The following is a 25,963-nucleotide window of genomic DNA, read 5'->3' as shown; positions in this document are numbered from 1 at the left end:
CCGAGTGCGAGAGCAGATGAAGATCGGGTTTTCTACCATCGTCCGGATCGAGCAGATCACGGCTTTAGGCACGTTCGCGCACGTCGCGCAGGTCATCGCCGAGATGGGTGGGCGCATCGGGGCGGTCGACGTCTATCGCGTCGGCAAGAAAACCGTGCTGCGCGATATCAGCATCGACGTGCAAGACGAGGACCACCTCGCCATTGTGGTCGCGGCGATCGGGAAGATCGAAGGCGTGCGAGTCGTCAACGTGAGCGACCGCACGTTCCTTGCGCATCTCGGCGGCAAGATTGAGATCACGCCGCGCATGCCGGTGACCAATCGAGAGATCCTCTCGCGCGTCTACACGCCCGGAGTCGCGCGCGTCAGCTTGGCTATCGCCGCAGATCCGGCGAAAGCATATGCGCTCACCATCAAGCGCAACACGGTGGCGATCGTCACGGACGGCACGGCGGTGCTGGGCCTCGGTGACGTCGGGCCGTACGCGGCGATGCCGGTGATGGAAGGCAAGGCGATGCTCTTCAAGGCGTTCGCCGGCGTCGACGCGTTTCCGATCTGCCTGGATACGAAATCCACGGACGAGATCGTCGAGACCGTCGTCCGCATCGCGCCGGCATTCGGCGGCGTCAATCTCGAGGACATCTCATCGCCGCGCTGTTTCGAAATCGAGCGCCGGCTCGACGAATGCCTCGACATACCCGTCATGCACGACGACCAGCACGGGACCGCGATCGTGATCCTCGCGGCGCTCTTGAACGCGCTCAGAGTCGTCGGGAAGAATCTCGCAGACACGCGCATCGTCGTGAACGGCATCGGGGCGGCGGGCGGCGCGTGCGCGAAGATACTCTTGTCGGCCGGCGCCGCCGACGTCATCGGCGTGGATCGCGACGGCGCGCTCGTGCGCGGCAAATCGTATCCCGAGAACGAGATGTGGCAGTGGCTCGCCGACAACGGCAATCGCGAACGCTTCACGGGTCCGCTGTCGCAAGCGATGAAGGGAGCCGATGTCTTCATCGGCCTGTCGCGCCCGAATCTGCTCACCGTCGACGATCTGAAGTCCATGGCGAAGGATCCGATCGTCTTCGCGATGGCAAATCCGCTGCCCGAGATCGCACCGGACGTCGCGGAGCCGCACGTGGCCGTGATGGCGACCGGACGCTCGGACTATCCGAACCAGGTCAACAATCTGCTCGCGTTCCCGGGTGTCTTCCGCGGTGCGCTTGATACGCGCGCGCGGCACATCAACGAAGCGATGAAGTTGGCGGCGGCGCACGCGATCGCGGGCGTCATCGGTCCAGACGAACTCTCGGCCGAGTATATCATCCCGAGCGTCTTCGACACGCGCGTCGTCGAAGCGGTCGCAAAAGCGACGTCGGCCGCGGCGGTGGAATCGGGTTCGGCGCGCCGGACGCCGGCGACCGAGGACGGCGTTCCTAGCGCCTGAGCGTATCCGTCGCCGTCGCGAACGAATGTCGCTATGGCGCGCCGGTGCCGGCCGTCACGGTGATGGTCGTCTTGTGATCGTTGCCCGCGATCATAACAGCCCGCTTGGTGTTGTCGCTCGGCACTGCAAGGGTAAATGTAGCGGCGCCGCCGATAGGCGTCTTCAAGACTCCCTGACGAACCGTTCCCTTCGGCATGTGGGCGTCGTACCACGCCACAACCTTGTCGAACGAATCCGCCGTGGTGAGAAGCGCTACGTCGCCGCCGTGGGTCGCCTGTCCGACATGAAATCCGCTGCCCGAAGCCACAGCCGCGCCGGGGTAGATCGGAACTCCAAGTTTGCGGGCGTCGACAGAATCGGCGACCGTATGCGTACCCGTCTTGTCCTTGAACGTGACGGTGTGGTGCGCAGGATCCACCGTCGTGACGTTGCCGTTCTTATCGGTAAACGTTGATTTGCCGCCGCACGCGACGCTGCCCAGCGTGACGAGCGTGACGAGCACGACGGCGGAAAACCGGACTGTGATCTTCATGACGAAAGACTCCTGAACGGACGTTCGCCCCTCTACTTCCCGCACCATACCCGTTCGTCCGCCAACACACGCAAGCCAGGAAAAGGCCGCGACCCGGGACGAACCGAGCCGCATGAAGAGCGAACCGAGCGTTCGCGAGACTTTGCCGGAGGGGCTTACTCCGGACCGTCTGCGCGAGATGTACTATTGCATGATTTTGACCCGCACGTGCGACGACCGCGGTTTCGCACTCAACCGCCAAGGCAAGATCCCATTTGCCGCCACCTGCCAAGGGCACGAAGCCATTCAGGTGGCCGCGGCGTTCGCGCTGCGCAAAGGCACGGATTGGCTCGTGCCCTACTACCGCGATACGTGCATGGCGCTCTCGTTCGGCGTCACGCCGCGCGAGCAACTCATGTGCCTCTTCGCGCGCAAAGATGACATCTTCTCGAGCGGCCGCCAGTTCCCGAACCACTACAGCGTGCCGGATCGGAACATCGCGAGCATCTCATCCATCATCGCGGCGCACGTCACGCACGCGGTCGGCATGGCGCTCGCACATAAGATGCGCAAGGAAGACTCGGTCGTGCTGACGTCGTTCGGTGAAGGTTCCACGAGCGAAGGCGAGTGGCACGAAGCCATGAATTTCGCGGGCATCCATAAGCTGCCCGTCGTCTTCTTATGCGAGAACAACGAGTTCGCGATCTCGGTGCCGCAGAAAATGCAGATGGCGGTGAAGAACGTCGCCGATCGCGCAAGCGCCTACGGCATGCCGGGCGTCATCTGCGACGGCACCGATCCGATCGCGTCGTACACCACCGTGCGCGAAGCCGTAGAGCGCGCGCGCGCCGGCGGCGGCCCGACGCTCGTGGAAGCGAAATGCTATCGCGCGATGTCGCACACGTCCGACGATAATCAGCTGCAGTACCGCACGGCCGATGAGATCGAGGCGTCGAAGAAGCGCGATCCGGTTCCGCGGTTTGAAGCGTGGCTCACCGACCGCGGCTATATCGATGCGGCCGGCATCCTGGATATGAAAGCGCGCGCGCAACACGAAGTGGACGAAGCGACCGACTGGGCCGAACACCAGCCGATGCCGAGCGAAGAAGATCTGTACACTCACGTCTACGCCGAAGGACCGCTCTCGTAATGGCTGTCAAAAACCTTTTGGAAGCAGTCCGTGAAACGCTGCACGACGCGTTGGCGCGCGACGAGCGCGTCTTCATCATGGGAGAGGACGTCGGTCCGCGCGGCAATGTCTTTTTGATCACAAAGGATTTTATCGAAGAATTCGGCCACGACCGCGTGCTCGACACGCCGCTCGCCGAGGCCTCGATCGTCGGCGTGGCCGTCGGCGCAGCCATGGCCGGCATGCGGCCCATCGCCGAGATCCAGTTCGCCGACTTCATCTATCCAGCGTATAACCAGATCGTGGGCGAAGCCGCGAAGATGCGCTATCGGACCGCCGGCGGGAACACCTGTCCGCTCGTGATCCGCACGCCGTACGGCGGCGGCGTCGGCGGGGCGCTCTCGCACTCCGTCAGCATCGAAGCGCTGTTCTATCACGTGCCCGGTTTGAAGATCCTCGCACCGTCGACCCCGGCCGACGCCAAGGGTCTGCTCAACACCGCCATCAACGACGATGATCCCGTGCTGTTTCTCGAGCACAAGAAGACCTATCGTCTGATCAAAGGCGAGGTGCCGCCAGGCGATTACCAGATCCCCATGGGCAAAGCGGATATCGCGCGGCCCGGCAGCGATCTCACCGTCATCACCTACGGATTGATGCGCCATTTCGCGGTGCAAGCCGCCGACGAATTGTTCAAAGACGGCATCGACGTGGAAGTCGTAGACTTGCGCTCGATCCGGCCGATGGACCGGGAGACGATCGTCAAATCGGCGACCAAGACGCGACGCGTGCTCATCGTCCACGAGGACAACAAGTTCGGCGGCGTTGGTGCGGAAGTTTCGGCGATCATCGCGGAGGAAGCGCTTTTCGAGCTGGACGCGCCGATCCGCCGCTTGTGCGGACCCGACGTTCCCGCCATGGGCTACTCAAAAGCATACGAAGAAGCATTCATGCCAAGCCCGGCGCGGATCGCGACGGCGATGCGCGATCTCGCGGCGTATTAGATAGAAGGTTCGCAAGTGGCACAGGTGCGCATGCCGCAACTCGGCGAGACGGTCACCGAAGGCACCGTTGGGCGCTGGCTGAAGAAGCCCGGCGATCAGGTCGCGAAGTACGAGCCGCTTTTGGAGGTCGAGACCGACAAGGTCGCGTCGGAGATTCCGTCTCCGTTCGGCGGCACGCTCACGTCGATCTCGGTCGAGGAAGGACAAACAGTGCCGGTGGGCGCCGTGGTGTGCGAGATCGCTGAGAGCGGCGTCGCGGCGCCTTCTAAGACCGCCACCCCCGCTGCGTCCGCAGAGGCTCCGTCGCGGGCTCCGGTGCAGACCGCCGCACCTTTGGGCTTCAGCGGCGCGACGTCGCGGACCGGCGACGGCAACGGCGTTCGCTATTCACCGGCAGTGCGCAAGCTCGCGCGCGAGCATCAAATCGATCTGAGCGGCGTCAGCGGTACCGGCCGCGGCGGACGCGTCACGGCGAACGACGTTTCGGCGGCGTTGAAAGGCCTGCCATCTGCGCCGGCCGTTGCGCGATCGTCTCCCGGCGCGCCGACCTCGGCCGCCACGCCCGTGCCGCGACAAGCGCATGCTCCGGTCGAAGCGCACGCCGGCGACGAAGATACGGTCATCCGTCTTTCGCAGATGCGTAAGACGATCGCGGAACGCATGTTGCAGGCGGTGTCCACCATTCCGCATGCGTGGTGCATGATGGAAGCCGACGTCACCGAGCTCTCGCGCTGGCGCGACCGCGAGAAAGCGGCCTTCAAAGCGCGCGAAGGAGTCAACCTCACGTACTTGCCGATCGTCGTGCAAGCGGTTTGCCGCGCGATCAAAGAAAATCCCATCGTCAACAGCGCGTGGGGCGGCGATCACATCATCCAGCGCAAGCACATCAACGTCGGCATCGCGATCGACGTCGAGGAAGGGCTCATCGTTCCCGTCGTGCGTGATGCCGACCGGTTGAGCTTAGCCGGCTTGGCGCAATCGATCGCCGAGCTCGTCGAGAAGGCGCGCCGTCGCAGATTGACCATGGCAGAACTCGCGGACGGCACGATAACCGTGGACAACACCGGCGCTCTCGGCAACATTGCTTCGGTGCCGATCATCAACCCGCCGCAAGCCGCGATCATCACGATGGAAGCTGTCGTGAAGCGGCCATGGGTCGTGAATGACGCGATCGCAATCCGTTCGATCATGAATCTGTGCTTGTGCCTCGACCATCGCGTGCTTGATGGCGCCGTTGCTTCGCGATTCTTGACCGCGGTCAAAAAGGGCCTGGAGAATTACGCAAACGCCTGACGCCTATCGTCAGGATCGCCGCTTTTAGGCGGACCTGCTAGCGGAGCGCGATGCAAGTCCTCCGATGCATGCGACGGCCAATACTGCCGTCATCGCCACCTGTAGAAGTCCATGGAGATGCCAGGCGCTCACGCAAACATGGCTCGCAGCGTCGTGCTCATGCGCTTTCGGGGAGACAAACATGGCGATCGTCGCGCACGCGCCGGCGTCAGCCTGGCTCTGCGCGAGGTTCCACACGCTCACGCCTGCCGTCAAAATCAACGCAATGAGCAAGGTCCATCTCGGTGCGCCATTCGGCGCGTAACATAAGACGACGATGCCGGCGACGCCGAACAGACCGAAGATCCCGTATGCAAGAAGAAACTGAAGTAACGGCGCGTCCATTTACCCTCCCTTTGATGTCGACGATGCGGCGATTTGTCCCAAGCAGCGCGCCTGCTGGCCTTATTCTGGATAGCCTTTGCGCACAAGCCTCAGCGATGTCTCATCCAGTACATAGATGATCGAACCTCGATCTAAATTACCAAGGTGGCTATCTTGGTCTAGCGCTGAGAACAAGACATCTAGCTGATTCTTGTTTTGAAATACGTGGATGAGAATTCTCTTCGTTTGACTTGACCCGCAACTCAGTCCCGAGTCGCGAGTGAAAAATCTGCAGGCAGTCTGCACTGCGCCGAAGTCACTCGCTCTCATCCTGGTTGTGCCCTCAGGCGTTTGCAAATCGCCGGGAAAATCTATCGCCAACGTCGCGGTCGACAAAAACACGCTGACGATCAATTGCAAAAAGATGCACACGCGATGCTCCGTTTCACCCGCGACTATTCGGTCTGCAGTTGTACATTACACCTCGACGTGTCCGAAGAGGTGGAACGAACCTTTTATTATCCCGCCGATTTGGGGCACGACCGCGATCTGCTCCGGATCAAATACCACGTCCACCAACCCGCCGTAGGTCTTGACCAAAACCCAGCGATATCGGCGCCCCACGAGCGCATTCTGAAACTCACACGTCTCGAGGACGCGGCCGTTGAAGAGTGCGCGAGCGTCGCGCTGCTCGTCACGAAGAACTCCAATCGGGCTGAAATACTCTGGCGCGAAAACTGTGCCTGCCGCGTCGAATTCGCTTTCGGAGTCGAAGGAGGTAAGCTCTCGCGCGCACGCGCAGAGCTTTATTTCGCGGATCATCGGAAGGGTGAGCTTGCCCAACAGATACTTGCCAACGACGTCAAACGCGAGCGGATGTGCTCCGTTTTCCGGCTCGCCGTCGACCGGATCCATCCAGCCGTAGACCGCGCCATCGACCGTGTTAGGCGGTCGCTCGATATCCTCCGTGATCGCGAACGTCATCTTGGACTTGCCGCGAAAATACGGCGTGATACAGCGAAATGCTCCCCCGAGCATCGCCACCCATAGCTCGGCCCCATCACTCGATTTCCAGCGGCAATAGTAACCGCCGTCGAACTGAATCTTTTCGCCGGCCTCGATGACCGAATCGATCAGAGTTCGGTATTCCCGATGTGATCCTACGCGCGCGCCAATTGAGGAGTACGTGCTTGGCATTACCGTTTAACCAGGCGTGATAGCCTCGCCACTCCGGCGCCTCCCCGTACTGACGTTTTGCTTGGTGGTGCCTCATTTGATATAATGCCGGACAAAGACCTGGGCCGGCCAAACCGAAGCGGCATTCCCGACGACCGCCGACGCGTGCGATTGCAAAGTTAGACCCGCTCTGATCTTGATAATCAATGCAACGCCCTGCTGATTCGAAGTCGGACTCCGAGATGCCCGTGCCCATCCCTACGGGCTCGGTCACTTTCCTTTTCACCGACATCGAGGGCAGCACGCAGCGATGGGAACGGCATGGCGACGCCATGCGCTCGGCCGTCGAACGACATGACGCAATCGTGCGGCGCGCGATCGAGACCAATCGCGGACACACGTTCAAAACCGTCGGAGATGCGTTTTGTGCGGCGTTTGACGATAGCGCAGATGCGCTCGCTGCCGCCGCGGCTGCGCAGCATGAGCTCGCAAAAGAAGGCTTTGCGGATGTCGGCGGACTTCGCATCCGGATCGGTGTCCACTCGGGGCAGGCGGTCGAAAGGAACGGCGACTACTTCGGACCTGTCGTGAACCGCGTCGCCCGCCTGATGTCTATCGGTCACGGCGGTCAGGTGCTCATCTCTGAGAGCGTGCGCGAGCAAGTATCAGATCGGCTCCCACACGACGCGACGCTCGTCGATCTCGGCATCCGTCGGCTCAAGGATCTCACGAAGCCGGAGCATGTCTGGCAACTCTGCGGCGAAGGCCTTGCGACGGAGTTCCCGCCGCTCGGCTCGCTGGACGAACTTCCGAACAACCTGCCGCTGCAGGCCACGGCCCTACTCGGTCGCGACGAAGATCTGAACGCTCTCAAACGACTGATCGGTGAGCACCGCCTGGTCACGATCACCGGTGCCGGAGGAGTCGGAAAGACGCGCGTGGCGCTGCAGATCGCCGCCGATTTGATCGAGCGCTTTGCCGACGGCGTCTGGTTTGCCGACATCTCGCCGATCACCGACCCGAAACTCGTCGCGAGCGTCGTCGCGAGCGCGCTTGAGATCAACCAGGCGTCGGGTCAGCGCGTGGACGAGCTGATCGCAAAGCGGCTCAAGCGCAAGCAAGTACTGCTCGTCATCGACAATTGCGAGCACCTCATAGACGCTGTCGCATCGCTCGTCGGCGCGACGCTAGCCGCCGCGCCTGAGGTCCGCATTCTTTGCACCTCGCGTCAAGCACTCGGGATCACCGGCGAGTCCACGTACCGGCTTCCGTCGCTGAGTGTGCCGGATGCCGACTCGGCGCTCAGCGCGCCCGATGCGATGCAATACGGAAGCGTCGCGGTCTTTGTCGACCGCGCGCAGCACACGGGTTCGGGCTTCGCATTGACCGACGCGAACGCTCCGATCGTTGCGGACATCTGCCGGCGTCTGGATGGCATACCGCTCGCGATTGAGCTCGCCGCCGCACGCGTGAAAATACTTTCCATCGCAAATCTGGCGCAGCGTTTGAACCAGCGATTTCAGATCCTGACCGGCGGCAGCCGCACGGCGTTGCCGCGACAGAAGACGCTCGCCGCGCTGATCGACTGGAGCTTCGACCTGCTCGTACCCGACGAACAGCGTCTATTCATGCAGTTGAGCGTCTTCGCCGGCGGGTTCAGCTTGGATGCCGCGGTTTCGGTGTGTTCGATAAACCGAGATGAGATCGCGCTGCTGGACCTGCTTATGTCGCTCGTCGACAAGTCGCTGGTTGTCGCAGATGTCCACGGCGAGCGCGAACGATTCCATCTGCTCGAGTCCACGCGCGCCTACGGTCAGGACAAACTCAAGTCGATGGGTGACTGGGAGTCGCTGACCAGACGGCACGCGCACTCCTTCTGTGAGTTCGCGCAGGCGGCCGATCTGCGCTACGCCACCGGCTCGGCCTTTGTATGGCGAGCGAACGCCGAAGCCGACTTGGACAACTATCGCGCCGCGTTGGAGTGGGGCATCACGCAGGGCCACGACGACGTCATCGGCGGCACGATCGCCGGTCTGCTCGGCCGGCTATGGCGAAGCGGCGGCCTCGTGGCTGAAGGCCGCTACTGGATCGGGTTTGCGCTCAAGCGCATCGACGAGAACGCACACCCGAGCGTCGCCGCGCGACTGTGGCGCGGGTTCGCGCACTTGTCGATTGCCAAGGCTAAAGTCGAGGCCGCCGAACGCGCGGTGGCGCTGTACGAACGCGTCGGCGACGCCAAAGGCCTCGGTTGGTCGCTGATCAACCTCTCGTTCGGCTTATTTCAGATGGGTCGCATCGACGAGGCCGCGCAATCCGTCGAGCAAGCGCGTCAGAGCTTCCAAGAAGCGGGCGACAAACTTGGCCTGATGAGCTCGGTCCAGCAGCTTGCCTCCATCGCCGATTCGCGCGGCGATACGGCCACGGCGCGCCGACTCAATGAGGAAGTGATCGCAGGCTTTCGAGCGCTCGGCAACGAGACCGGCGGAGCGCTAGCGCTTGGCAATCTCGGCGAGATCGAGTTCAAAGAAGGTCATTGGTCAGAAGCCGTGCGGCTTGCAGGCGAAGCTCTCGCCATACATCAGCGTGTGAAAGACCAACATAACACAACCCTTTGCAACCTCAACCTCGGCGTATACCGTGTCGCGCTCGGTGACCTCGACGGCGCGCGGCAGGCCGCAATGCAAGCGTTGAACCTGGCTCGCGAACTGCAGGGCAGATCATTTGTCGCGATCGCGTTGCAGCATCTCGCGCTCATCGCCGCCCTGCAGGGGGAGACGCAGAGGGCAAGCAGCCTCTTGGGCTACGTCGACGCGCTGATCGAAGCGCTGGGCATGGAACGCGAGCTGACCGAGCAATGGGGCTACGACGCGTTGATGGCGTCGCTGCGCCGAGAACTCAGCGACGTCGAGATCGAGAAGTTAGCCGCAGAGGGCGCAGCGTGGTCGGAGGACCAGGCGGTTGCTGCGGCCGCGGGGTGATGTATTCCACAACGTCGGCTGGGTTGGATCGACGCGGCACAACGCGTCGCTAAAGTCCTATCCCAGCACGCGCACGTTCGAGCGCCACGCCGCGAAGACCGACGCAACCACCACGAGCGTTCCGGCGACCGCAAAGGTCAACGGCAGCGATGAGAGGCTGGCCGCCCAGCCGAGCAGCCCTGATCCGAGCGGCATGAACCCCAAGACCGTCATCGTGTAGATGGACATCACGCGGCCGCGCAGCGCGACAGACGTATTCGTCTGGATGAGGGTGTTGGCCATGCCCATGAAGAGCATGATTGAGGCGCCGAGCACGATAAGCGCGAGACAAGCAGGCCCTACCGACCTGGTAAACGATAGCCACGCGAGCGATATCCCGGCGACGACGGCCATTGAGAGCATGATCGTTCCTCGCCTTTGCGATCGACCCATCATCGCCGTTACGATCGAGCCGCTTAGTGCGCCGCCGCCCGCCGCCGCCATGACGATGCCGAGCGCCTGCGGGCCGCCCACCAACACGCTCTTCACAAATCCGGGCAATAGCTGCAAATAAGGCCGAGCGACGAGTCCGACCAGTGCCAGCAAAGCAAAGATCGGGCGCACGCTAGGGTGCGATGCGACGTATGCGAACCCGTCGGCTGCGTCGCGCCACACGCTCGTCTCGCGCAGCCTCTCGGAGGCCGGATGCGGGCGCATCATCCAGAGCGCGACGAGCACAGCCGCGAACGAGGCCGCGTTGATATAGAAGCACGGCGATATGCCGACCGCGGCCACGACTAACCCGCCGATGGCCGGGCCCACTAACGCGGGGCCGTTGAATGCGGCAGAATTCAGGCCGATTGCGCTCACGAGTTCTTTCTTGCCGACCAATTGCGGCAGCATCGCCTGACGCGTCGGAGCGTCGAACGCGTTCGCGCCTGCGGAGACCGCCGCCATGATCAGCACGTGCCAAATGCGCACGAGGTGGAAATCCACCAGAATGCCGAGGACGAGCGCCGACAGCCCCATTGTGGTCTGGGTGAAGGCGAGGATTCGCTTGCGATTCAGCCGGTCGGCGAGAGCGCCGGCGATGCCCGAGAGCAATAATACCGGAGCCGCGCGCACAAGGCCCACAAGGCCCAGGTAGAAGGCGCCTTCGGATGCTCCGTTGGCAAGTTGCACCACAAGCCAGCCCTGCGCCAACATCTGCATCCACGAGCCGATGTTGGAGACCAGCAGACCGAACCAGAGCAAACGGAAATCGCGAAACGCGAAAGCGCCGAAACGAACGGCCGGGCGTTCATGGATCTCGGGTTCAACGATTTCGGCGGGCGCTTGCGTGAATGACACTTGGACGCTTGCGTTCTGAACAGAAACAGCCGAGCCTTTCGGCTCGGCCGTTCTCTGATTGGCCGATGGCGCTGTCGCCGCGCTTTCGAAAGGAAGGTTCCGGACCTTCTATCCGCTCAGCGTAGGCTTCACTGGGACGCGATCCCCAGGTCCATCATCCGGCGGGAGCCGGATCCCCAACGGCAGGGGTGCCATTTCCGAGTCGTTCCGCTCTCTGCGATTGCAATCGCAGCATCCGTTGTGTGCTTTGCGTCTCGGCACCGCGCGGTCGGTGTATGTGAAGTATACGTACGGCGCGCGCAACATACAAGACGAATGTTCGTTCGTTTTGCAAAGAAATTGTGGATAACTTCATGCGATGCAGCGCAACAGCGCGTCAAGGCCGTGGTTTAACTGTTCTTTCGTGATGACGAGCGGCGGCGCGATGGCGATCACATCGCCCAGCGGGCCGCACGGGAGCGCGATGACGCCGCGCCGCAACGCGCTCGTGATCGCGCGCGCCGCGATGTCGCCGCCGGCGCATTGCACGCCCCACATGAGCCCGCGGCCACGGATCTCCACGATGTTCGCATTCGATGATCGCGCCGTTTCGAGGCGCGGCCGGATCTCAAGCTCCAAGTCGGCCGCGCGCTGCACGAGATCGCGATCGCGCATCTCTGCGATGGAAGCGAGCGCCGCAGCACAGCCGGCCGGATGACCGAGAAACGTGCTCGTATGGATCGCTTCGCCGGACGACTCCGGCCAGCGGTCCATCATCTCTGCAACGCCGATGCATGCGGAGATCGGGAAACCCGATGCCATTCCTTTGCCGACGCAGAGCAGATCCGGCGCGACGCCTGCATGGTCGCATGCGAACCAGCGGCCTGTCCTCCCGAATCCCGAGTAGATCTCGTCGGCGATGAGCGCCGTCGCCGTCGCCGAGCAGATACGCCGGATCTCGCGCAGCCACTCGACCGGTGCGGGCCGGACGCCGCCGCGGCCCTGGATCGGTTCGACGATGATCGCGCCGATCTCGGCGCCCTCGGGAGCGCGGAGCAGCTCTTCAACTGTGCGGGCAGATGCGCGCCAATCGGACTCGCTTGGGTACGGAAGCCGTCGCGAGAACCCGCCGAGCTGACGCCGAAACGGTGCCCGGAAGATATCGCGATCGGTGACTTCGAGCGACCCGTAGCCCAAGCCGTGATAGGCACCTTCGAAACAGATCACGCCGGGCTTTCCCGTGGCCACGGCCGCCGTCTTCAACGCCGACTCGACGGCGTCGGAGCCGGTCAGCCCGAAGATCACGCGTTTCGGTCCGTTGCCGGGCGCGAGCGCGCACAGCTCGCGCGCGAGCGCGATCTTGAGCTCCGAGGGATGGACGTCGCCCATCGCGTGCAGCAGGATCGATGCTTGTCCGCCGATCGCCGCCGCAACGCGTGGATTGCTATGGCCCACCGCTGCCACGGCAAAGGCCGCACTCAGATCGATATAGCGATTGCCGTCGGCGTCCTCCAGATTCGCGCCCGCGCCGCGCGCGAGAAAGATGGGCCAGTCCGGCGCGACATATGTGACGTTGCGGCTTTCGACAGCGCGCAGTTCGGCCGCGAGCGCGCGGCTCTTCGGGCCGGGCGGCTCGACGATGATATGCGGAAGATCAGAGCCGGTCAACTCAGACGACATCGGATCTCACAGCGGTGAACTCCAGCGGGTCGGGTTTAAGTGCGGCCGGCTGCTGCATGGTCCCGAGCGTCACGCACGTGCCGACGAGCTCGTCGCGATCGCCCCAGAGCGCGCGAGCTATCTCGTCGGCAGCCGTGCCCGCGACGCCGAGCCGCTCGATCGGCTTCGTCAACACCGGTTCCCTTCCGAACTCCAGCGGTTTGACAACGGCGATCCGTCCGAACCCGTGGTTCGTGGGCGGCCCCTGCGGTTCGACGACGATGAGATGGTCGGGCGCGCCATTGTTGTCGGGGCCGCTGAGTATCGCCGCGAGGCCATGCGTGGCAGCGGGCAGCGCGGTGACGTACGCGCGACGCAACACGTCGGCGCTTGCTGCAGCCTCCTCTGGCGACGCCGCCGTGCGCGGCAAGCGGAGTCGCGCTTGCTCCATCGCGGCATCGAGAGCGGCGGCGAAACGAAGCGCGCGCGAAGCGTCTCCCACGACGTAGATCGTCTGCGGCGACATGCAGCCGGCCTGATCGAACACGCAAACGTCGAGCGCGGCTCCCTCGGCGGCGGTCGTCAGGTCTGCATTCGGTGAGACGACGCCGGCGCTGTACAAGGTGCCGTGCCCTTTGAATCGCTTGCCGGACGGAAGCCTGCTTCGAACGGCCTCGAGCGTCGCGTCGCTTCCGAATGCGATGACGATATCCGCTTCAGAGACCGCACGCGCCTCGGCATCGACATCGCCGCCCTTCCACGAAAGCGCCTGCAGCGTCCCCGCGAGCGGCGCTCCGATGACGTTCCACTGCCGCTCGACGATATCGGCGAGGACGCTTTCCGTGCTCGCAGCTTTCAGGAGCACGCGAGTTCCGGTCATCGCGGCGCTCAGCGCTGCGTGCAGCGCCGGACCGATGACGTTGCCGGGAAGGATGACGAGCGCGCGCAGCGGATGTGGAAAGCTGTGAGCGCGAAGGTCTTGAACGGTCTCGCGAACGCGCGCCCCATCCCACGCGTGAAACGCGTTGTCGAGCGCTTGCTCGATGACCGGCTCCGACCAGAGACCGCCGGAAAGCCGCGCGCGCGCTTCGCGCCGAACCGCTGAACCGGCGTCACGCCATTCGTCGACGAACCTGGAAGATGCCGCTGCGAGCGAATCGACCGCAACGCCGCCGCTCGTCATGAATCGGTCACGCTCAGTATCGCATCGGCTGCGATGCTGCAGCCCTTGGGCGGCGCGCCGGGATTGCGCCCGATGATCTCGATCCCGCCGTCTCGCGTGCGAGCCAAGTCGCCGGTGAGGATGGACGCGACCGAGCCGCGGTTGCTCAGATCGTAGACGCGAAGCAACCCTGGCGCGCCGGCCGGAAGCTCTTCCGCGGTCACGGGATCGACGATGATCGCGCGCGTCCAATGCGGGCCGACCTTGACATGTTCTCGCCGATAGTTGCCGGCGACTTCATCCGCGATGTTGGCGTCATACCACTGGCTGCCGAGTTCGCACATCCCGTATTCGGAGACGCAGAACGATCTCGGCACGCCGAGGTACTCTTCAAACCATCCATATAATACGTCGCGCTCGACCTCTCGGGACTTTCCTTTGAATCCGCCGGTCTCGACGATGCGGCTTCCCTGCGGCAGGCGGTAGCGTTTGCCTTCCATTCGGCAGCGATCGAAGAGATGGACGAAGGCGAACGCGGTGCCGAAAACAACGCACGGCTCGACGGAGCGAAGTGCACGCGCGAGGTCCGCCATCTCAAGTGAATCACCACGAAGAAAAAAGCCGCTCTCGCGCGATCCAAAGCGCGCGGCGAGTGCGCTGAGCATAAAAGAGAGCGACGAATGCGGGGCCTCTTGGAACGGCGGCGCGAGGAAGATATGCCGCATGCCGGCGGCATCCGGCAGCACCATCGTCCGATAGTGCGTCTCGAGGGACGTCGTATACAACGCCGCCGCATCGAGTTCGTGCCGCGATGCGCGCCCGCTCGACGTGGTTCCGCTCGAGACAAACGCGAAGGCGCTGCGCTCGGCCGGAAAGCACGCGAGCCGCGCCTCGCCGAAGGATGCCGCAGAGATCGGCGGCGCGTCGCGCCAGCCGGCGACGTCCCCAGGCCGTCGACCCATGCGGTCGCAGAACGCGCGGTACGGTGCGTTGCGCTCGTATTGGTACGCGAAGAGCTTGCGCGCCACGCGTTCGAATTCGTCGTCGTCCGGTGCGCCCGTCATGTACCGGGCGATCCGTTCATCGAGCGAGCGCGCGATCTCGTCGCGGTGGTCTGCAGTTGGGGCAAAGGTCATGGTGCGCGGCACACTTGCACGGGGGGCGGGCCGCACCTTTCCAGAATTGCCGTCGTCGAATGATCGTCGAGCATTTCCCGGTCGGCTTGCTAGGGTGCAATTGCGTCGTGCTCGGGGACGAAGCGACCAAGTCTGCCGTGGTCGTCGATCCGGGCGATGAAGTGGACCGGATCGGAACCGTCTTACGGCGTCATGCTCTGAAAGTCGTCGCCATCGTCGCGACGCATGCCCACATCGACCACGTCGGCGCCATGGCCACGCTTAAAGATATTACCGGCGCGCCGGCTATGCTTCACGAAGCCGATCTGGAGATCTACCGCATTCTGAGCGAGCAAGCCCGATGGCTCGGCGTGCCGTCGCCTCCAGAGACGACGATCGATCGCTATCTCGAAGACGGGGGCCGAGTCGAATTCGGCGCCCAAGGCCTCGACGTCGTGCACACACCCGGCCATTCGCCCGGCAGCGTGACATTCGTCGCACACACGGATTCGCCGCTCGTCATCGCCGGCGACACGCTCTTCAACGGCAGCATCGGACGTACGGATCTTTGGGGCGGTTCGTTCGACGCGATCATAACGTCTATTCGCACGCGGCTCTTGACGCTGCCGGAGGACTGGCCTGTCATATGCGGCCATGGTCCGGATACCACGATCGGTCACGAGCGCGACACGAATCCGTTTCTCGTTCGAACAGAAGAGGTCTAGCTCGTCCGTTAGAGCGATGGGCGGCGCATCGGCGGCGAGGCGCCGCCGAGCTTCGTAGTCGTGTCCGCCTTGGCACGTTTCAACAGCGCGCGTTTTGGTTTGCCGAGGGCGACCAACGCGGCATCGATCGTGTCCCGGCCGCACGTCTCGCAGGCCCATGCCTCTTCGGTCACTTCCGATGCGCATCGCGTGCAGAACAGGTAGATCTCGGTCAAGCGTGCCCCTCTCGTCGTCGTCCGCGTTGATATAGTGACCGGGCAAAGCCTGCACCCGTTACGGCCGATATATCAAGTATGACCGTGAGCGGCGTCACCGACCCTCATCAACACGACGACGAGCCGTCCTTTCTTCGGCTGGCGCGCGTGTTCGCGCGCGTCCGCGGCGATGCCGCGTTTGCCGCTTTGCACACCGAGCTGGCGGCGTTCGGCTTCCGAAAGTTCACCATCGCGACGTTCGGCGACGATCCGTCGAGTCCGGTGCGCTACCGCTATCATGGTGACATGAGCGATCCAAATCCGGGCCCGCTCGATTCGCACATGCTCGCGTTCGCGCTGACGAGCGCTCAGCCGCAGCTTTTCGCCGGCGTCCAATCCTCGCTGCCGGCCCCGAAGCGGCCCGCGGCACTCGCTGCGCCGCTCTACGTCGGTGGAACGCTGCGCGGGTTCTGCGTGGCCCAGAGCGATGGATCGTTCGCGCCTGGCGCGCTCGCCATCGCCGAGACCGCCGCCGTGCTCATCGGACATCGGCTCGATGCGATGCAGCGCGAGCGCGCGGAAAACGCCGCTTCGCGCGCGCGATCGCTCCTGCTCGCGACTTCGCGTACGCTTGCGAACGAGTCAGACGTTGAGGCGCTCTTCGGAAAGTTCCACGCCCACATCGGCCGCGCGATGGATGCGTCGATCTTCTGGGCCGGGCTTCTCGACGACGCCGGAGAAGAGCTCGAGATCGTCTATTGCGTCGAGCATGGGCACGCCGCCGCGCGCGGGATGCGCATCAGACTCACTGAAATCGGGCGCGCGGTCATCGAAAACGCGGCCGCAAAGGTGTTCAGGCAGCTCGAGGACTGGCTGCCGTATGATAGCCGCAACTTCACGGGCACGCCGGATCCGGTCTCGGCGATTTTCGCGCCGCTGAAGCTCGCCAATCGAGTCATCGGGCTCATGTGCGTGCAGACGACGAAGTCGAACGCCTACAGCGACGCGGATGTGGATCTCTTCGTCGCCGTCTCGGAGCAGGCTGCGATAGCGGTTGAGAACGCCGCCAATACGCGCGCGAGCGCGCGCCGCGCGGCAGACTTGAACCTCATCGTGGAAGTGGCGCGCGCGCTGACCTCGGAGTTGGACTTGCGCGGCCTTTTCGGCAAGATAAAAGATCAAGTGCGCCGCGTGATCGATGCACCGCTCTTCATGGTCGCGTTCGCCGGCGAAGCGCACACCGTCACGCTCGAGTACCTCGTCGAAGGCGACCGGGAGTTTCCGCCGCAACGTTATCCGATCGAAGGAACGATCGTCGGGCGCGTGTTCGAGACCGGTGCGCCCGTGCTCGTGGCGAACATCGCGGAGCGCGAGCGGCTGACGCAGACGGCGGTCGGAGAAGGCGTGGTCAAAGTTCAATCCGTCCTCGCCGTGCCTTTGACCATCGGCGGCGAGATCATCGGCGCGCTCGCGGTTCAATCGTATGCGCAGTCCGCGTATAGCGACCGCCATGTCGAGCTGTTGACCGCGATCGCAGAACAGTCGGCCGTTGCGGTGCGCAACGCGACCCTCTACGAGCGGGCAAAACTTCGCGCCGATCACGACGCCTTGACGGGACTTCCCAACAAGCAGACGCTGCTGGATCGACTGAGTTTCGAACTCAAGCGGGCACAGCGCGAACACGGACGGCTTGCGTTGCTGATGATGGACGTGGATCAGTTCAAGGGGATCAACGATTCGTACGGCCACCAGTTCGGAGACGCCGTGCTCAAAGTGGTGGCCGGTTCCTTGCATGCCGTGGCTCGCGGAAGCGACGTCGTCGGGCGCTTCGGCGGCGACGAGTTCTGCGCGATTCTGCCCGGAGCCGACGGCGATGCGGCGCGAGCGTTCGTCGAGCGACTTCGCGCGGACGTCGAGGCGCGCCCCGTGAGGCACGGCGGCCATTCCCCCGTCCCCATCTCGCTCTCGATCGGCTTTGGTGCGTACCCCGAGGACGCGGATAATCTGGAGCAGCTCGTCGCTTCGGCAGATGCCGCGCTTTACGCGGACAAACGCGGCGAGCGCGCGCGCCGATCGGGCGACGACGTGCTCGAATGGACGCCGGGAGCCGCCCTTACGCCCTTCTTGGCGTTGGTCAGCGTGATCGCGAACAGCGGCCGGCGCCGTCGCGAGCACATGCGTACGATGCATCGCTTTGCGACAGCGTATGCCGGCGCTGCCGGATTGGACCCGAAGACGACCGAGACGCTGCTACAGGCAGCCACTCTCGTCGATGTCGGTGAACTCGCGCTACCAGGGCGCGTGTTCGCGAAACCCGGCGTCCTTGACGACGCGGAGCGAACGCTGGTTCAGACCCATGTCGAGCGAGGCTCGGAACTGTTGCGCGGCTATCCCGACGGCGCCGCAGCCGCTGAAGCGTTGGCTTTCCATCACGAACGCATTGACGGCTCCGGTTATCCGCGCGGGCTGCGCGGCGATCAGATCTCGGAGCTCGGCAAGGTGCTAGCCGTTATCGACGTGCTCGCGGCGATGGAAGCTGATCGTCCGCATCGGCGCGCCTTCACGCGAGCCGACGCGATCGCGCGGCTTCGTGCTGACACAGGTTTTGAACAGCGCATCGTGGAGACCCTCGTCCGCGCAATAATGTAGGGCGGACCTTTACGGTCCGCCGGCGGGCCATAAAGGCCCGCCCTACATATTCACATCTTAACGCAGATCCGCGATGACATATCGATCCGGGCGATAAATCGCGCTTCCGACGCCGCGCAGCATGAAGACGCCGAAATGCGCAGGCTTGAAACCGAGTCCGATGAGCGTCCTGTACGCTTCGACCGTCTCCGTGCTGACGCCGATCTCGATGTCGGTCAACCCGTTCTCTACGGCAAGTGATTCGCATGCGCCGATCAGCGCTATGAAATTCGACTGGGCGTTCTGTCCGGGCCGCGCCGCCGCAAACTTGACGTAAAAACTCCTCTCGTCAGCTTCGGAGGCGCCGCCGAAATGGCACAGCGCGATACCTTCGAGGCGATCGCCGGACCGGATGAGGATCGTGTCGCCAAGTGATTGCGCCGCGATTCCATCGATCTCTCGGCCGAGATCGAGACCGGCAAGCACGTCGTCGCAGAGATCCCGCGCTTCGTCAACCGCCGATACTCGTTGGTTTCGATCCAATCGCGAAAAACGACTGAAGGTCTGCGCAGGAGGTTCGCTTGGAACCTTATGCATGATCGCGGTCAGGAAGCGCGGCCAGAAATCAAACTTCTGATAGAGCGCTTGATGCTGCGTGCTGTCCGCGAACGTGAAGAGCGCCGCGTGTCTCGTGCCCCACGCGTCGAAGCGCGCGACGGTCTCCTCCATCAAGCGCTTCGCTATCCCTTGTTTCCAACGCGTCGGGTCAACCGTTAAGGGACCGAAAAAACCGAACGAGCCCCAATTCGCTAGCATGTTAGAGCCGACGACCTTATCGCCGTCGTGCGCGACGATCGCACCGGCCGGATTCGTGCCGAATCGGCCCTGAACCATCGCGCGGCCGCGCATAAAGGTCTGCGGGTCGACCCCAAGATACGCGGCGAACGCGCCGCGAAATATGCCATCTGCCGCGGGCAGATCAGCAGCGGTCATCGGCCGGACGATGACGCGAGGCGTATTACTAGCGAGCAAGCTGCGTCAGCTGAATAAGGTTGCCGCAGGTGTCCTTCAGCTGCGCGATAGTCGAGCCGGTCACTTCGGTCGGCGGCATGGTGAACTCGGCGCCGCGCGCTTTGACCCGCTCGTAGTCAGCTTTGATGTCGTCGGTGAAGAGCATCACCGCGGGCTGACCCTGTTGGAATAGCGCTTGTTGGTATGCTTTAGCTGCCGGATTGTCGTTCAGCGCGAGTTGCAGTTCGGTCCCGTCGGGATCGCCCGGCGGAGTCACGGTCAGCCAGCGATACGGGCCGTTGCTAAAATCGCTCTTCTTCGTAAAGCCCATCACGTCAGTGAAGAAGCGAAGCGCTTTCTCCTGATCGTCCACATAGATGCCGGTCACCTTGATCTTCATCCTTTTTCCCTCACCTTCGTTTTTTTCGTCCGGGTGATTTCGCGGCTGTGGCCGCCAGCCTTTTCTTCTTCGTGTCCAGATTGTAGGCGATGGCGGCGCGCACGAGCTTCGTGAGTGCGGGCCTGTTGATCGTATCCCCTTCCGAAAGATCTATCGCTCGCCACTCTTTGCCGCCTAAGCCGTTATTGAAGAGCCTGTCCGGATCTTTGATCTGCGCTCCGTGGGCAAATGTGACTTTGACTTTCCCTTTGTGGGCGTTGCCGACCGCGATCGTTCCGTCGCGTGACCAGACCGGGCTTCCCAAGTATTTCCAGTCTTCGACGATCTCCGGGTCGGCGTCAAGCACGCACTTGCGGACAGCGGCGAGCGTCTTGCCTCGCCAGTCGGTGAGTTCCGCGAGCATCTGGTCGACACGTTCCGATGGCTTCATTTGACTGAACCTCTATTCCCGACGCGACAGCACCTCACACGTTACGGGGGGGGCGCGGAGTTATGCTCCGAGCGCATTCCATTTCGCCACGTACTCGCGCACGGCAAGACAATAGGTACCGTGGCTCCACGTGAGCGGCGATACCGAAAGCGGCGCGCCGCTGTACGGATCGGCTTGCTCGGCTAACACGCCGCTCGGAAGCGCGCGCGTCCGCGCCCACGCCAATATATCGCGCGCGCTCGCTAGTTCGGCGCGGCAGCGCGCCGTCGCGATGTCGTACTGCGCCAACCACAACGTGCATACGAACCACGGGTTGCCCGGCACCACGTCGAAATCATCCGTCACGCGCTGATACCAATCGTGATCGTAGCGCGCGCAGCCGCCGATCTCGGTCTTCACCCAGAGCCGCTCGCGGACGGTCTGCACGGTCGCGGCGACGAGCGGATCATCCGGCGGCAACATCCCGAAGTACCAGAGCCCGAAGACGCTGCTCTCGATCGTGTCGTCGCGGACGATAGAGCCGTCTTCGCCGACGTTGACCATCCGGGAAAAACGATTGGACGACGGAGACCAGAGATGTCGCAGCGCAGCTTCTTTGATCTCCCGCGCGGCGGTCTCATACTTCGCGCACAGCGCGTCATCGCCGAACAACCGCGCAAAGCGCGCGGCCGCCTCGAGCCCAGCCCAGACGGTTCCGGTGGTGAAGGCGGTGATGCCATGGCGCTCTTCCCACAGATCCCATGATGGACTCGGCAATCCGGTGTGCGGCTCCCGATACGCGACCATGAAGTTCGCCGGATTGACGATGAGCCGGCGATAGAGCGCGCGCAGAAAGTCGACGTCGCGGAATCTGCGGTAGTGCTCCCAGAGCGCGTAGACCACGAGCGCCGTCTCGTCCTCTTGGATCGGCAACTGCGGTCTGCCGAGCGGATCGAGCCAGGGGTGCCACGACGACGCAAGCGATCCGCCGGGATTGTACTTATGGAGGAGATAGCCGTCATCGGTCACGGCATGGGAACAGAATTCGAAAAAGCGCGCGGCCGGGATGTTGTAGCCGGCCTGGATGAACGCACAGGCCACGAGCGCGCCATCACGCGGCCAGACGTACGAATACGTGTCGCGCGCTTGCCGGAGAATATCCGAATCGTTGGCCGCCACGATCGCGCCGCGTTCGTCGGATTGAGTTTGGATGATCAGTAGGCTGCGCTTGTAGAGACCGCCGAGGCTCTCGTCCAAGTCGGCGAAGTCGGCGGGCTCCTTGTTCACCCAGAGGTGCCAATAGTTTTCCGTGCGCGAAAGCAGCGAATCTGGTCCGCGCAGCCGCACGAGGTCGTCGAGCGCCGCCACGTCCTGCCACGTCTTGCCGAGTGCAAGCCAGTGGAAGAAGAGCGCCTCTTCCTGCGATCCGATGTTTGGCGCGTGCAACGCGATCGTGCCGTCTACCGACCCTTGCGCGATAGAATTGCGGCCGAGCAAGCCGTCTTCGGCATCGCGCCACGTGCCCTCCGCGCCGTGCAGCTCTTTGATGCCGGTCGCCCACGATGCGATCCCTACCGTGCTCGCCTGACCTTGGCCGACCTGCCCATTCATGAGGAAGTAGCGCCGGCGCTTGTACGCGACGACCGCCTGCACGTCGGGCCGGTAGGCAAACGTGTCGCCGATGCCGTTGCCTTCGATGTGCAGATCGTAATGGAAGAAGATGCGGATCTCGCGCGCGCGGTCGGCGAGATTCTTGACGGCGATGCGCCGGATCATGAGGTCGCGGTCACGGTCGACCGTATCTCTGCATGAGACGGCCACTTCGAGACCGTCGTGCTGCAGTTCGACCGACGTGACGAGCGTCTCCGGCACATACTCGATCGTGCGCCGCCATTCATCGTCGGAAAACCAGGCAAACGCGCCATCAGCCCAGAGGCCCGTCCGGCAGACATCGCCTGGGCTGTGGTTCTCTGCGCCGACATACGGGAAATAGATGTCGCGGAGCTGATAGCGGCCGTCGAAGGTCACGAGCATGCGGCCGTTGCCGATAGGAATATCGCGCGGCATGGACGCTCTACTTACTCTGGCGGGGCGTCGCGCTCCCGCCGCGTCGTCATCAGGCCGCGGCGGAGGAGAATGACGCGATCGCAGCTCCGACCGAAGCGTGCACACGGAACAAGCGCGTCAATGCGGTCAATTCGAGCATGCGCGAGATGAGCCCGCCGTCCGCGACCAACACGATCGATGCGCCGATGCGATGCATCGCGCGCAGCGCGCAGACAAAGGATCCGAGGCTCGTCGAGTTGAGCGCTGCGACTTTAGTCAGGTCCACGACGGCATCGCTTCGCCCGCCGGCAATAAGACGCTTGAACCGCGATCTGATCAGCGAAGCAGCGCGGGCATCGAGGTGATTATCTATCGAAAGCACGGCGATATCGGGCTCGCCGCAAAGGGCGACCGCCGTTGACTTCGCCTGGAGCAGTGACGCGTAATACTTATCGCGGGCGTGCATAGCCGTCCCTCATGCCATAGAGACCTCTAGACGTAAGCGGTTGTGACAGTCGCAAACGCAACGGGACGGGTTGTGACGCGGCGCAACGAGGCGTCGACGAGGCGCAGCGTGCCGATACTACATTAGTGATGGAGCTTCACATGAAACGTGTCGTGCATATGATGAAGGGCGGGGCGTCTGGCTCGCGACGATAACCACTTCGAGCTGTCGCGACCGGCGGCGGATGAGACGCGCGGCGACGCGGAACGACTCGCGCAATGCTTTGCCGACGGCCGTGGCGCGGGCGCCATCGCCGCGGCGCACGGTATTCTCGCGCGCTGCGGCGTTCGACGGCTCGCCGTCGCGACCGTGCAAGGCGACGCATCGCACCCCGTGCGCTACGTCTACAACAGCGACATCGGACGGTCTGAAACCGAGCCGCTTGATTCAGCGACCCTGGCTGCAGCGCTCGCCGCGGAGTCCTCTGCGATCTTGGCGCCCATCGTGCCGCTCGCACGAGCAAACCCAGCCGTGCCGAAGCATCTCGCGCACGCGATGGTATGTCCCATGCGTGCCGGCGGCGCGCGCGTCGGGTTCTGTCTTGCGCAAGGGGAGCACGCGTTTACAGACCACGACCTTGCTCTGCTCGAAGCGTGCGCGACGTTGGCCGGCCATCAAGCGGTGCTCGATGAAGAGGTTCGCAGATCCGAGGAGCGCTCGCGTGCGCTCCACCTCCTGCTCGAAACAGCGCGCGTGCTCTCCAGCGAATTCGACATCGCCACGCTGTTCCGCAAGTTCCACGGCTTGATCGCCCGCGTGATGGATGCACCGAACTTCGTCGGCGCTCTGCTTGCCGATGATGGGAAACGGCTGGAGCTGCGCTATGCGGCGGAGGTCGATCAATCGACGACGGAATTGATGCTCGTGCCGCCGGATTCGCTGTCGAGCGTGGTCGTCCGCAGCGGCGAAGCGGTGATCATCAGGCGCCCTGAGGATTGGGATCGCTACCGCACCGTTGAAATTCTGGAAGGTCCGGGCCCCGGCTCCGCGCTTTTCGTCCCCATCAAACTCGGCGATCGCGTACTCGGTGTGTTCAGCGTGCAGAGCCACCGGATCGAAGCGTACGGACAATCGCACCTCGATCTCCTCACCGCGGTCTCCGAACAGGCGGCGGTCGCGGTCGAAAATGCGCGCAATCTGCACGCCAGTACGCAGCGCGCCGCGGACCTCAACTTGCTGGTTGAAGTCGCAAGCGCCGTGTCGGCGGAGCTCGATCTGCGCCGCGTCTTCGCTCAGATCCATGCGCAAGTCAGGCGCGTCATCGACGCACCGCTGTTCTTCGCGGCGCTCGAGATCGGCGAAATCGATGCCGTGCGCCTGGAATATCTCGTCGAAGGCGACCGCGTCTTCGATCCGCAGCGCTTTTCGACCAAGGGCACGATCGTCGGCGTAGTCTTCGAAACCGGGCGGCCGGTGCTGGTCCGAGATGCGATCGAACGGGACCGGCTCACGAAGCAGACGATCGGGCAGGGAGCGGCGACCGTGCAATCGGTCGTGGCGGCGCCGATGGCGATCGGCGGGCGCACGATCGGCGTGCTCTCGGTGCAATCCTACGAGAAACACGCCTACGACGAACGCCATCTTCGGCTGCTGTCGGCGATCGCCGAACAGTCCGCCGGCGCAGTGCAGAACGCGCGGCTGTACGAACAGGCGCGCGATCTCGCCGATCACGATCCGCTCACCGGACTGCTCCACCACCGCGCCATTCAAGAGCGGATCGCCACGGAATTGAAACGAGCGCAGCGCAACGGCGGTCGAATGGCGCTTGTCATGCTCGACGTCGACAATTTCAAAAGTTTCAACGATACGTACGGACATCCGGTCGGCGATCGCGTGCTGCGCGGTCTTGCAACGTCGATGCGGCGCGCCGCTCGGGCGAGCGACAGCGTCGGCAGATACGGCGGCGACGAGTTCTGCGCCATCCTACCAGACGCCGGCCCCGGTGCTGCGCGCTCGTTCATCCAACGGCTCGTGGCTGACATCGCGCGCGAACCGTTCCGCGTTGACGGCGGCGAACCGGTGCCGATCGCGGTCAGCGCCGGCTTCTCAGTTTACCCGGAAGACGGCGAGCGGCGCGAGGCGCTCGTCGCAGCGGCCGATCTCGCGCTATATGCCGGCAAACGCACGGAAACGATCGCGCTGGCCACAGGTGAAGCCCCGGCCGCCCGCCTGATCGGCGACTTTGCGCCTTTCGACGCGCACGTGCTCGCCATCGCAAATGCGGGCCCATACTCGCACTCGCATCAGATCGCGGTCAATTGGCTTGCGGCCGACTACGCGAAATACGTCGAAATGCCGGCGGCCGATCGAGCGCTGCTGCTTCGGGCCTCGGTGTTGATCGACGTCGGCGAGCTCGCGATTCCGACCTCGGTGTTACGCAAACCGGGAGCATTGGATGAGACCGAACTCCGTCTCATGCGGTCGCATCCATCGCTCGGGTACGACATCGTACGGGCTGCAGCCGGTCAAGACGAATTGGCCGAGATCGTGCTTTCGCACCACGAGCACTTCGACGGCAAAGGCTATCCGCGCGGACTCGCGGGTGAACATATCCATCGGATCGCGCGCGCGCTCGGCGTGCTCGATGCCTTTGGCGCCATGACAGCGGATCGACCCTTCAGGCGCGCGCGCGACCAGGCCGACGCGATCATCGAATTGCAAAAAAATGCGGGCTCGCAATTCGATTCCGCCGTGGTGGAAGCCGTCGTGGAGATGCTCCGCGCCGGCTAGCTGGCCGGCCGATCCGCGATCTCGCGATCGATGCGCACGAGCGCTAACGCGAACCGTCCGCCCTCATCGCGGCGCATGAGATAGCCTTCGTCGGTCTTCTCGAAGATGGCGAAGCCTTCGCGGCGCGCCTCGTCCAGCGATGTGAAAATCCGTATGCCTTGCATGATTCGTCG

Annotated in this window: 22 protein-coding genes; 8 read left to right on the top strand and 14 right to left on the bottom strand. The window is 63.5% G+C overall.

The window, feature by feature from the left end; translation table 11 throughout:
* Positions 1 to 4 precede the first annotated feature (4 nt).
* Positions 5 to 1,444 carry an NAD-dependent malic enzyme gene (locus VKT51_09930; GenBank protein ID HLJ84478.1) on the top strand — a complete coding sequence of 480 codons (1,440 nt, stop codon included), beginning with the start codon at positions 5 to 7 and terminating at the stop codon, positions 1,442 to 1,444.
* Positions 1,445 to 1,475: 31 nt separating this feature from the next.
* Here the strand turns inward: VKT51_09930 and VKT51_09925 are convergent, their stop codons facing one another.
* Positions 1,476 to 1,976 carry a hypothetical protein gene (locus VKT51_09925; GenBank protein ID HLJ84477.1) on the bottom strand — a complete coding sequence of 167 codons (501 nt, stop codon included), beginning with the start codon at positions 1,974 to 1,976 and terminating at the stop codon, positions 1,476 to 1,478.
* 112 nt (positions 1,977 to 2,088) lie between these two features.
* Between VKT51_09925 and VKT51_09920 the strand changes: the two genes are divergently transcribed.
* Genes VKT51_09920 through VKT51_09910 form a run of 3 tightly spaced genes read left to right on the top strand, consistent with a single transcriptional unit; the run spans position 2,089 to position 5,381 of the window.
* Positions 2,089 to 3,105, top strand: a complete 1,017-nt coding sequence (locus VKT51_09920; GenBank protein HLJ84476.1) for a thiamine pyrophosphate-dependent dehydrogenase E1 component subunit alpha — start codon at positions 2,089 to 2,091, stop codon at positions 3,103 to 3,105.
* The gene (locus tag VKT51_09915; GenBank protein HLJ84475.1) at positions 3,105 to 4,088 is read left to right on the top strand and encodes an alpha-ketoacid dehydrogenase subunit beta; all 984 of its coding nucleotides are present in this window, start codon (positions 3,105 to 3,107) and stop codon (positions 4,086 to 4,088) included. The genes VKT51_09920 and VKT51_09915 overlap by 1 nt, the downstream gene beginning before the upstream one ends.
* 15 nt (positions 4,089 to 4,103) lie before the next feature.
* Positions 4,104 to 5,381 (top strand): dihydrolipoamide acetyltransferase family protein, encoded by a 1,278-nt coding sequence (locus tag VKT51_09910; protein HLJ84474.1) that lies wholly within the window; start codon positions 4,104 to 4,106, stop codon positions 5,379 to 5,381.
* Between the two features lie 24 nt (positions 5,382 to 5,405).
* Here the strand turns inward: VKT51_09910 and VKT51_09905 are convergent, their stop codons facing one another.
* Positions 5,406 to 5,765, bottom strand: coding sequence for a hypothetical protein (locus tag VKT51_09905; protein ID HLJ84473.1), 360 nt, complete (start codon positions 5,763 to 5,765; stop codon positions 5,406 to 5,408).
* 456 nt (positions 5,766 to 6,221) lie between these two features.
* Positions 6,222 to 6,788: a hypothetical protein gene (locus VKT51_09900; GenBank protein ID HLJ84472.1), complete on the bottom strand. Its 567-nt coding sequence runs from the start codon at positions 6,786 to 6,788 to the stop codon at positions 6,222 to 6,224.
* A gap of 380 nt (positions 6,789 to 7,168) precedes the next feature.
* Here VKT51_09900 and VKT51_09895 point away from each other — a divergent pair, with 380 nt between their 5' ends.
* The gene (locus VKT51_09895) at positions 7,169 to 9,898 is read left to right on the top strand and encodes a tetratricopeptide repeat protein (protein ID HLJ84471.1); all 2,730 of its coding nucleotides are present in this window, start codon (positions 7,169 to 7,171) and stop codon (positions 9,896 to 9,898) included.
* A 57-nt stretch (positions 9,899 to 9,955) separates the two neighbouring features.
* Here the strand turns inward: VKT51_09895 and VKT51_09890 are convergent, their stop codons facing one another.
* From VKT51_09890 to VKT51_09875, 4 genes are all read right to left on the bottom strand, one after another.
* The gene (locus tag VKT51_09890) at positions 9,956 to 11,227 is read right to left on the bottom strand and encodes an MFS transporter (protein ID HLJ84470.1); all 1,272 of its coding nucleotides are present in this window, start codon (positions 11,225 to 11,227) and stop codon (positions 9,956 to 9,958) included.
* 351 nt (positions 11,228 to 11,578) lie between these two features.
* Entirely contained in the window at positions 11,579 to 12,886 is a 1,308-nt protein-coding gene (locus tag VKT51_09885) for an aspartate aminotransferase family protein (GenBank protein HLJ84469.1), read from the bottom strand.
* Positions 12,876 to 14,048 (bottom strand): aldehyde dehydrogenase family protein, encoded by a 1,173-nt coding sequence (locus VKT51_09880; GenBank protein HLJ84468.1) that lies wholly within the window; start codon positions 14,046 to 14,048, stop codon positions 12,876 to 12,878. The genes VKT51_09885 and VKT51_09880 overlap by 11 nt, the downstream gene beginning before the upstream one ends.
* On the bottom strand, positions 14,045 to 15,163 hold the full coding sequence (locus VKT51_09875) for a hypothetical protein (GenBank protein HLJ84467.1): 1,119 nt from the start codon (positions 15,161 to 15,163) through the stop codon (positions 14,045 to 14,047). The genes VKT51_09880 and VKT51_09875 overlap by 4 nt, the downstream gene beginning before the upstream one ends.
* 59 nt (positions 15,164 to 15,222) lie before the next feature.
* On the opposite strand from VKT51_09875, the gene VKT51_09870 reads away from it, so the two are divergent.
* The gene (locus VKT51_09870) at positions 15,223 to 15,867 is read left to right on the top strand and encodes an MBL fold metallo-hydrolase (GenBank protein HLJ84466.1); all 645 of its coding nucleotides are present in this window, start codon (positions 15,223 to 15,225) and stop codon (positions 15,865 to 15,867) included.
* Between the two features lie 8 nt (positions 15,868 to 15,875).
* Here VKT51_09870 and VKT51_09865 read toward each other — a convergent pair whose 3' ends face one another.
* Complete coding sequence (locus tag VKT51_09865; GenBank protein HLJ84465.1) at positions 15,876 to 16,082, bottom strand: hypothetical protein; 207 nt, start codon at positions 16,080 to 16,082, stop codon at positions 15,876 to 15,878.
* Positions 16,083 to 16,229: 147 nt separating this feature from the next.
* Here VKT51_09865 and VKT51_09860 point away from each other — a divergent pair, with 147 nt between their 5' ends.
* Complete coding sequence (locus VKT51_09860) at positions 16,230 to 18,710, top strand: diguanylate cyclase (GenBank protein HLJ84464.1); 2,481 nt, start codon at positions 16,230 to 16,232, stop codon at positions 18,708 to 18,710.
* 57 nt (positions 18,711 to 18,767) lie between these two features.
* On the opposite strand, the gene VKT51_09855 is transcribed toward VKT51_09860, so the two are convergent.
* From VKT51_09855 to VKT51_09835, 5 genes are read right to left on the bottom strand one after another with little or no spacing between them, the layout of a single operon-like run.
* Complete coding sequence (locus VKT51_09855) at positions 18,768 to 19,682, bottom strand: GNAT family N-acetyltransferase (GenBank protein HLJ84463.1); 915 nt, start codon at positions 19,680 to 19,682, stop codon at positions 18,768 to 18,770.
* 28 nt (positions 19,683 to 19,710) lie between these two features.
* Complete coding sequence (locus tag VKT51_09850) at positions 19,711 to 20,100, bottom strand: VOC family protein (protein ID HLJ84462.1); 390 nt, start codon at positions 20,098 to 20,100, stop codon at positions 19,711 to 19,713.
* Positions 20,101 to 20,110: 10 nt separating this feature from the next.
* On the bottom strand, positions 20,111 to 20,530 hold the full coding sequence (locus tag VKT51_09845) for a DUF1801 domain-containing protein (protein ID HLJ84461.1): 420 nt from the start codon (positions 20,528 to 20,530) through the stop codon (positions 20,111 to 20,113).
* 60 nt (positions 20,531 to 20,590) lie between these two features.
* Positions 20,591 to 22,576, bottom strand: coding sequence for a glycoside hydrolase family 15 protein (locus VKT51_09840; protein ID HLJ84460.1), 1,986 nt, complete (start codon positions 22,574 to 22,576; stop codon positions 20,591 to 20,593).
* A gap of 49 nt (positions 22,577 to 22,625) precedes the next feature.
* Positions 22,626 to 23,021: an STAS domain-containing protein gene (locus VKT51_09835; protein ID HLJ84459.1), complete on the bottom strand. Its 396-nt coding sequence runs from the start codon at positions 23,019 to 23,021 to the stop codon at positions 22,626 to 22,628.
* Between the two features lie 348 nt (positions 23,022 to 23,369).
* On the opposite strand from VKT51_09835, the gene VKT51_09830 reads away from it, so the two are divergent.
* Positions 23,370 to 25,790 (top strand): diguanylate cyclase, encoded by a 2,421-nt coding sequence (locus VKT51_09830; protein ID HLJ84458.1) that lies wholly within the window; start codon positions 23,370 to 23,372, stop codon positions 25,788 to 25,790.
* Here the strand turns inward: VKT51_09830 and VKT51_09825 are convergent.
* Positions 25,787 to 25,954 (bottom strand): hypothetical protein, encoded by a 168-nt coding sequence (locus tag VKT51_09825; protein ID HLJ84457.1) that lies wholly within the window; start codon positions 25,952 to 25,954, stop codon positions 25,787 to 25,789. The genes VKT51_09830 and VKT51_09825 overlap by 4 nt on opposite strands.
* Positions 25,955 to 25,963: the final 9 nt, after the last annotated feature.

The organism is Candidatus Eremiobacteraceae bacterium (assembly GCA_035295225.1).
Taxonomy (GTDB): domain Bacteria; phylum Vulcanimicrobiota; class Vulcanimicrobiia; order Eremiobacterales; family Eremiobacteraceae; genus JABCYQ01.
This window is presented reverse-complemented; position numbering and strand designations above follow the sequence as displayed.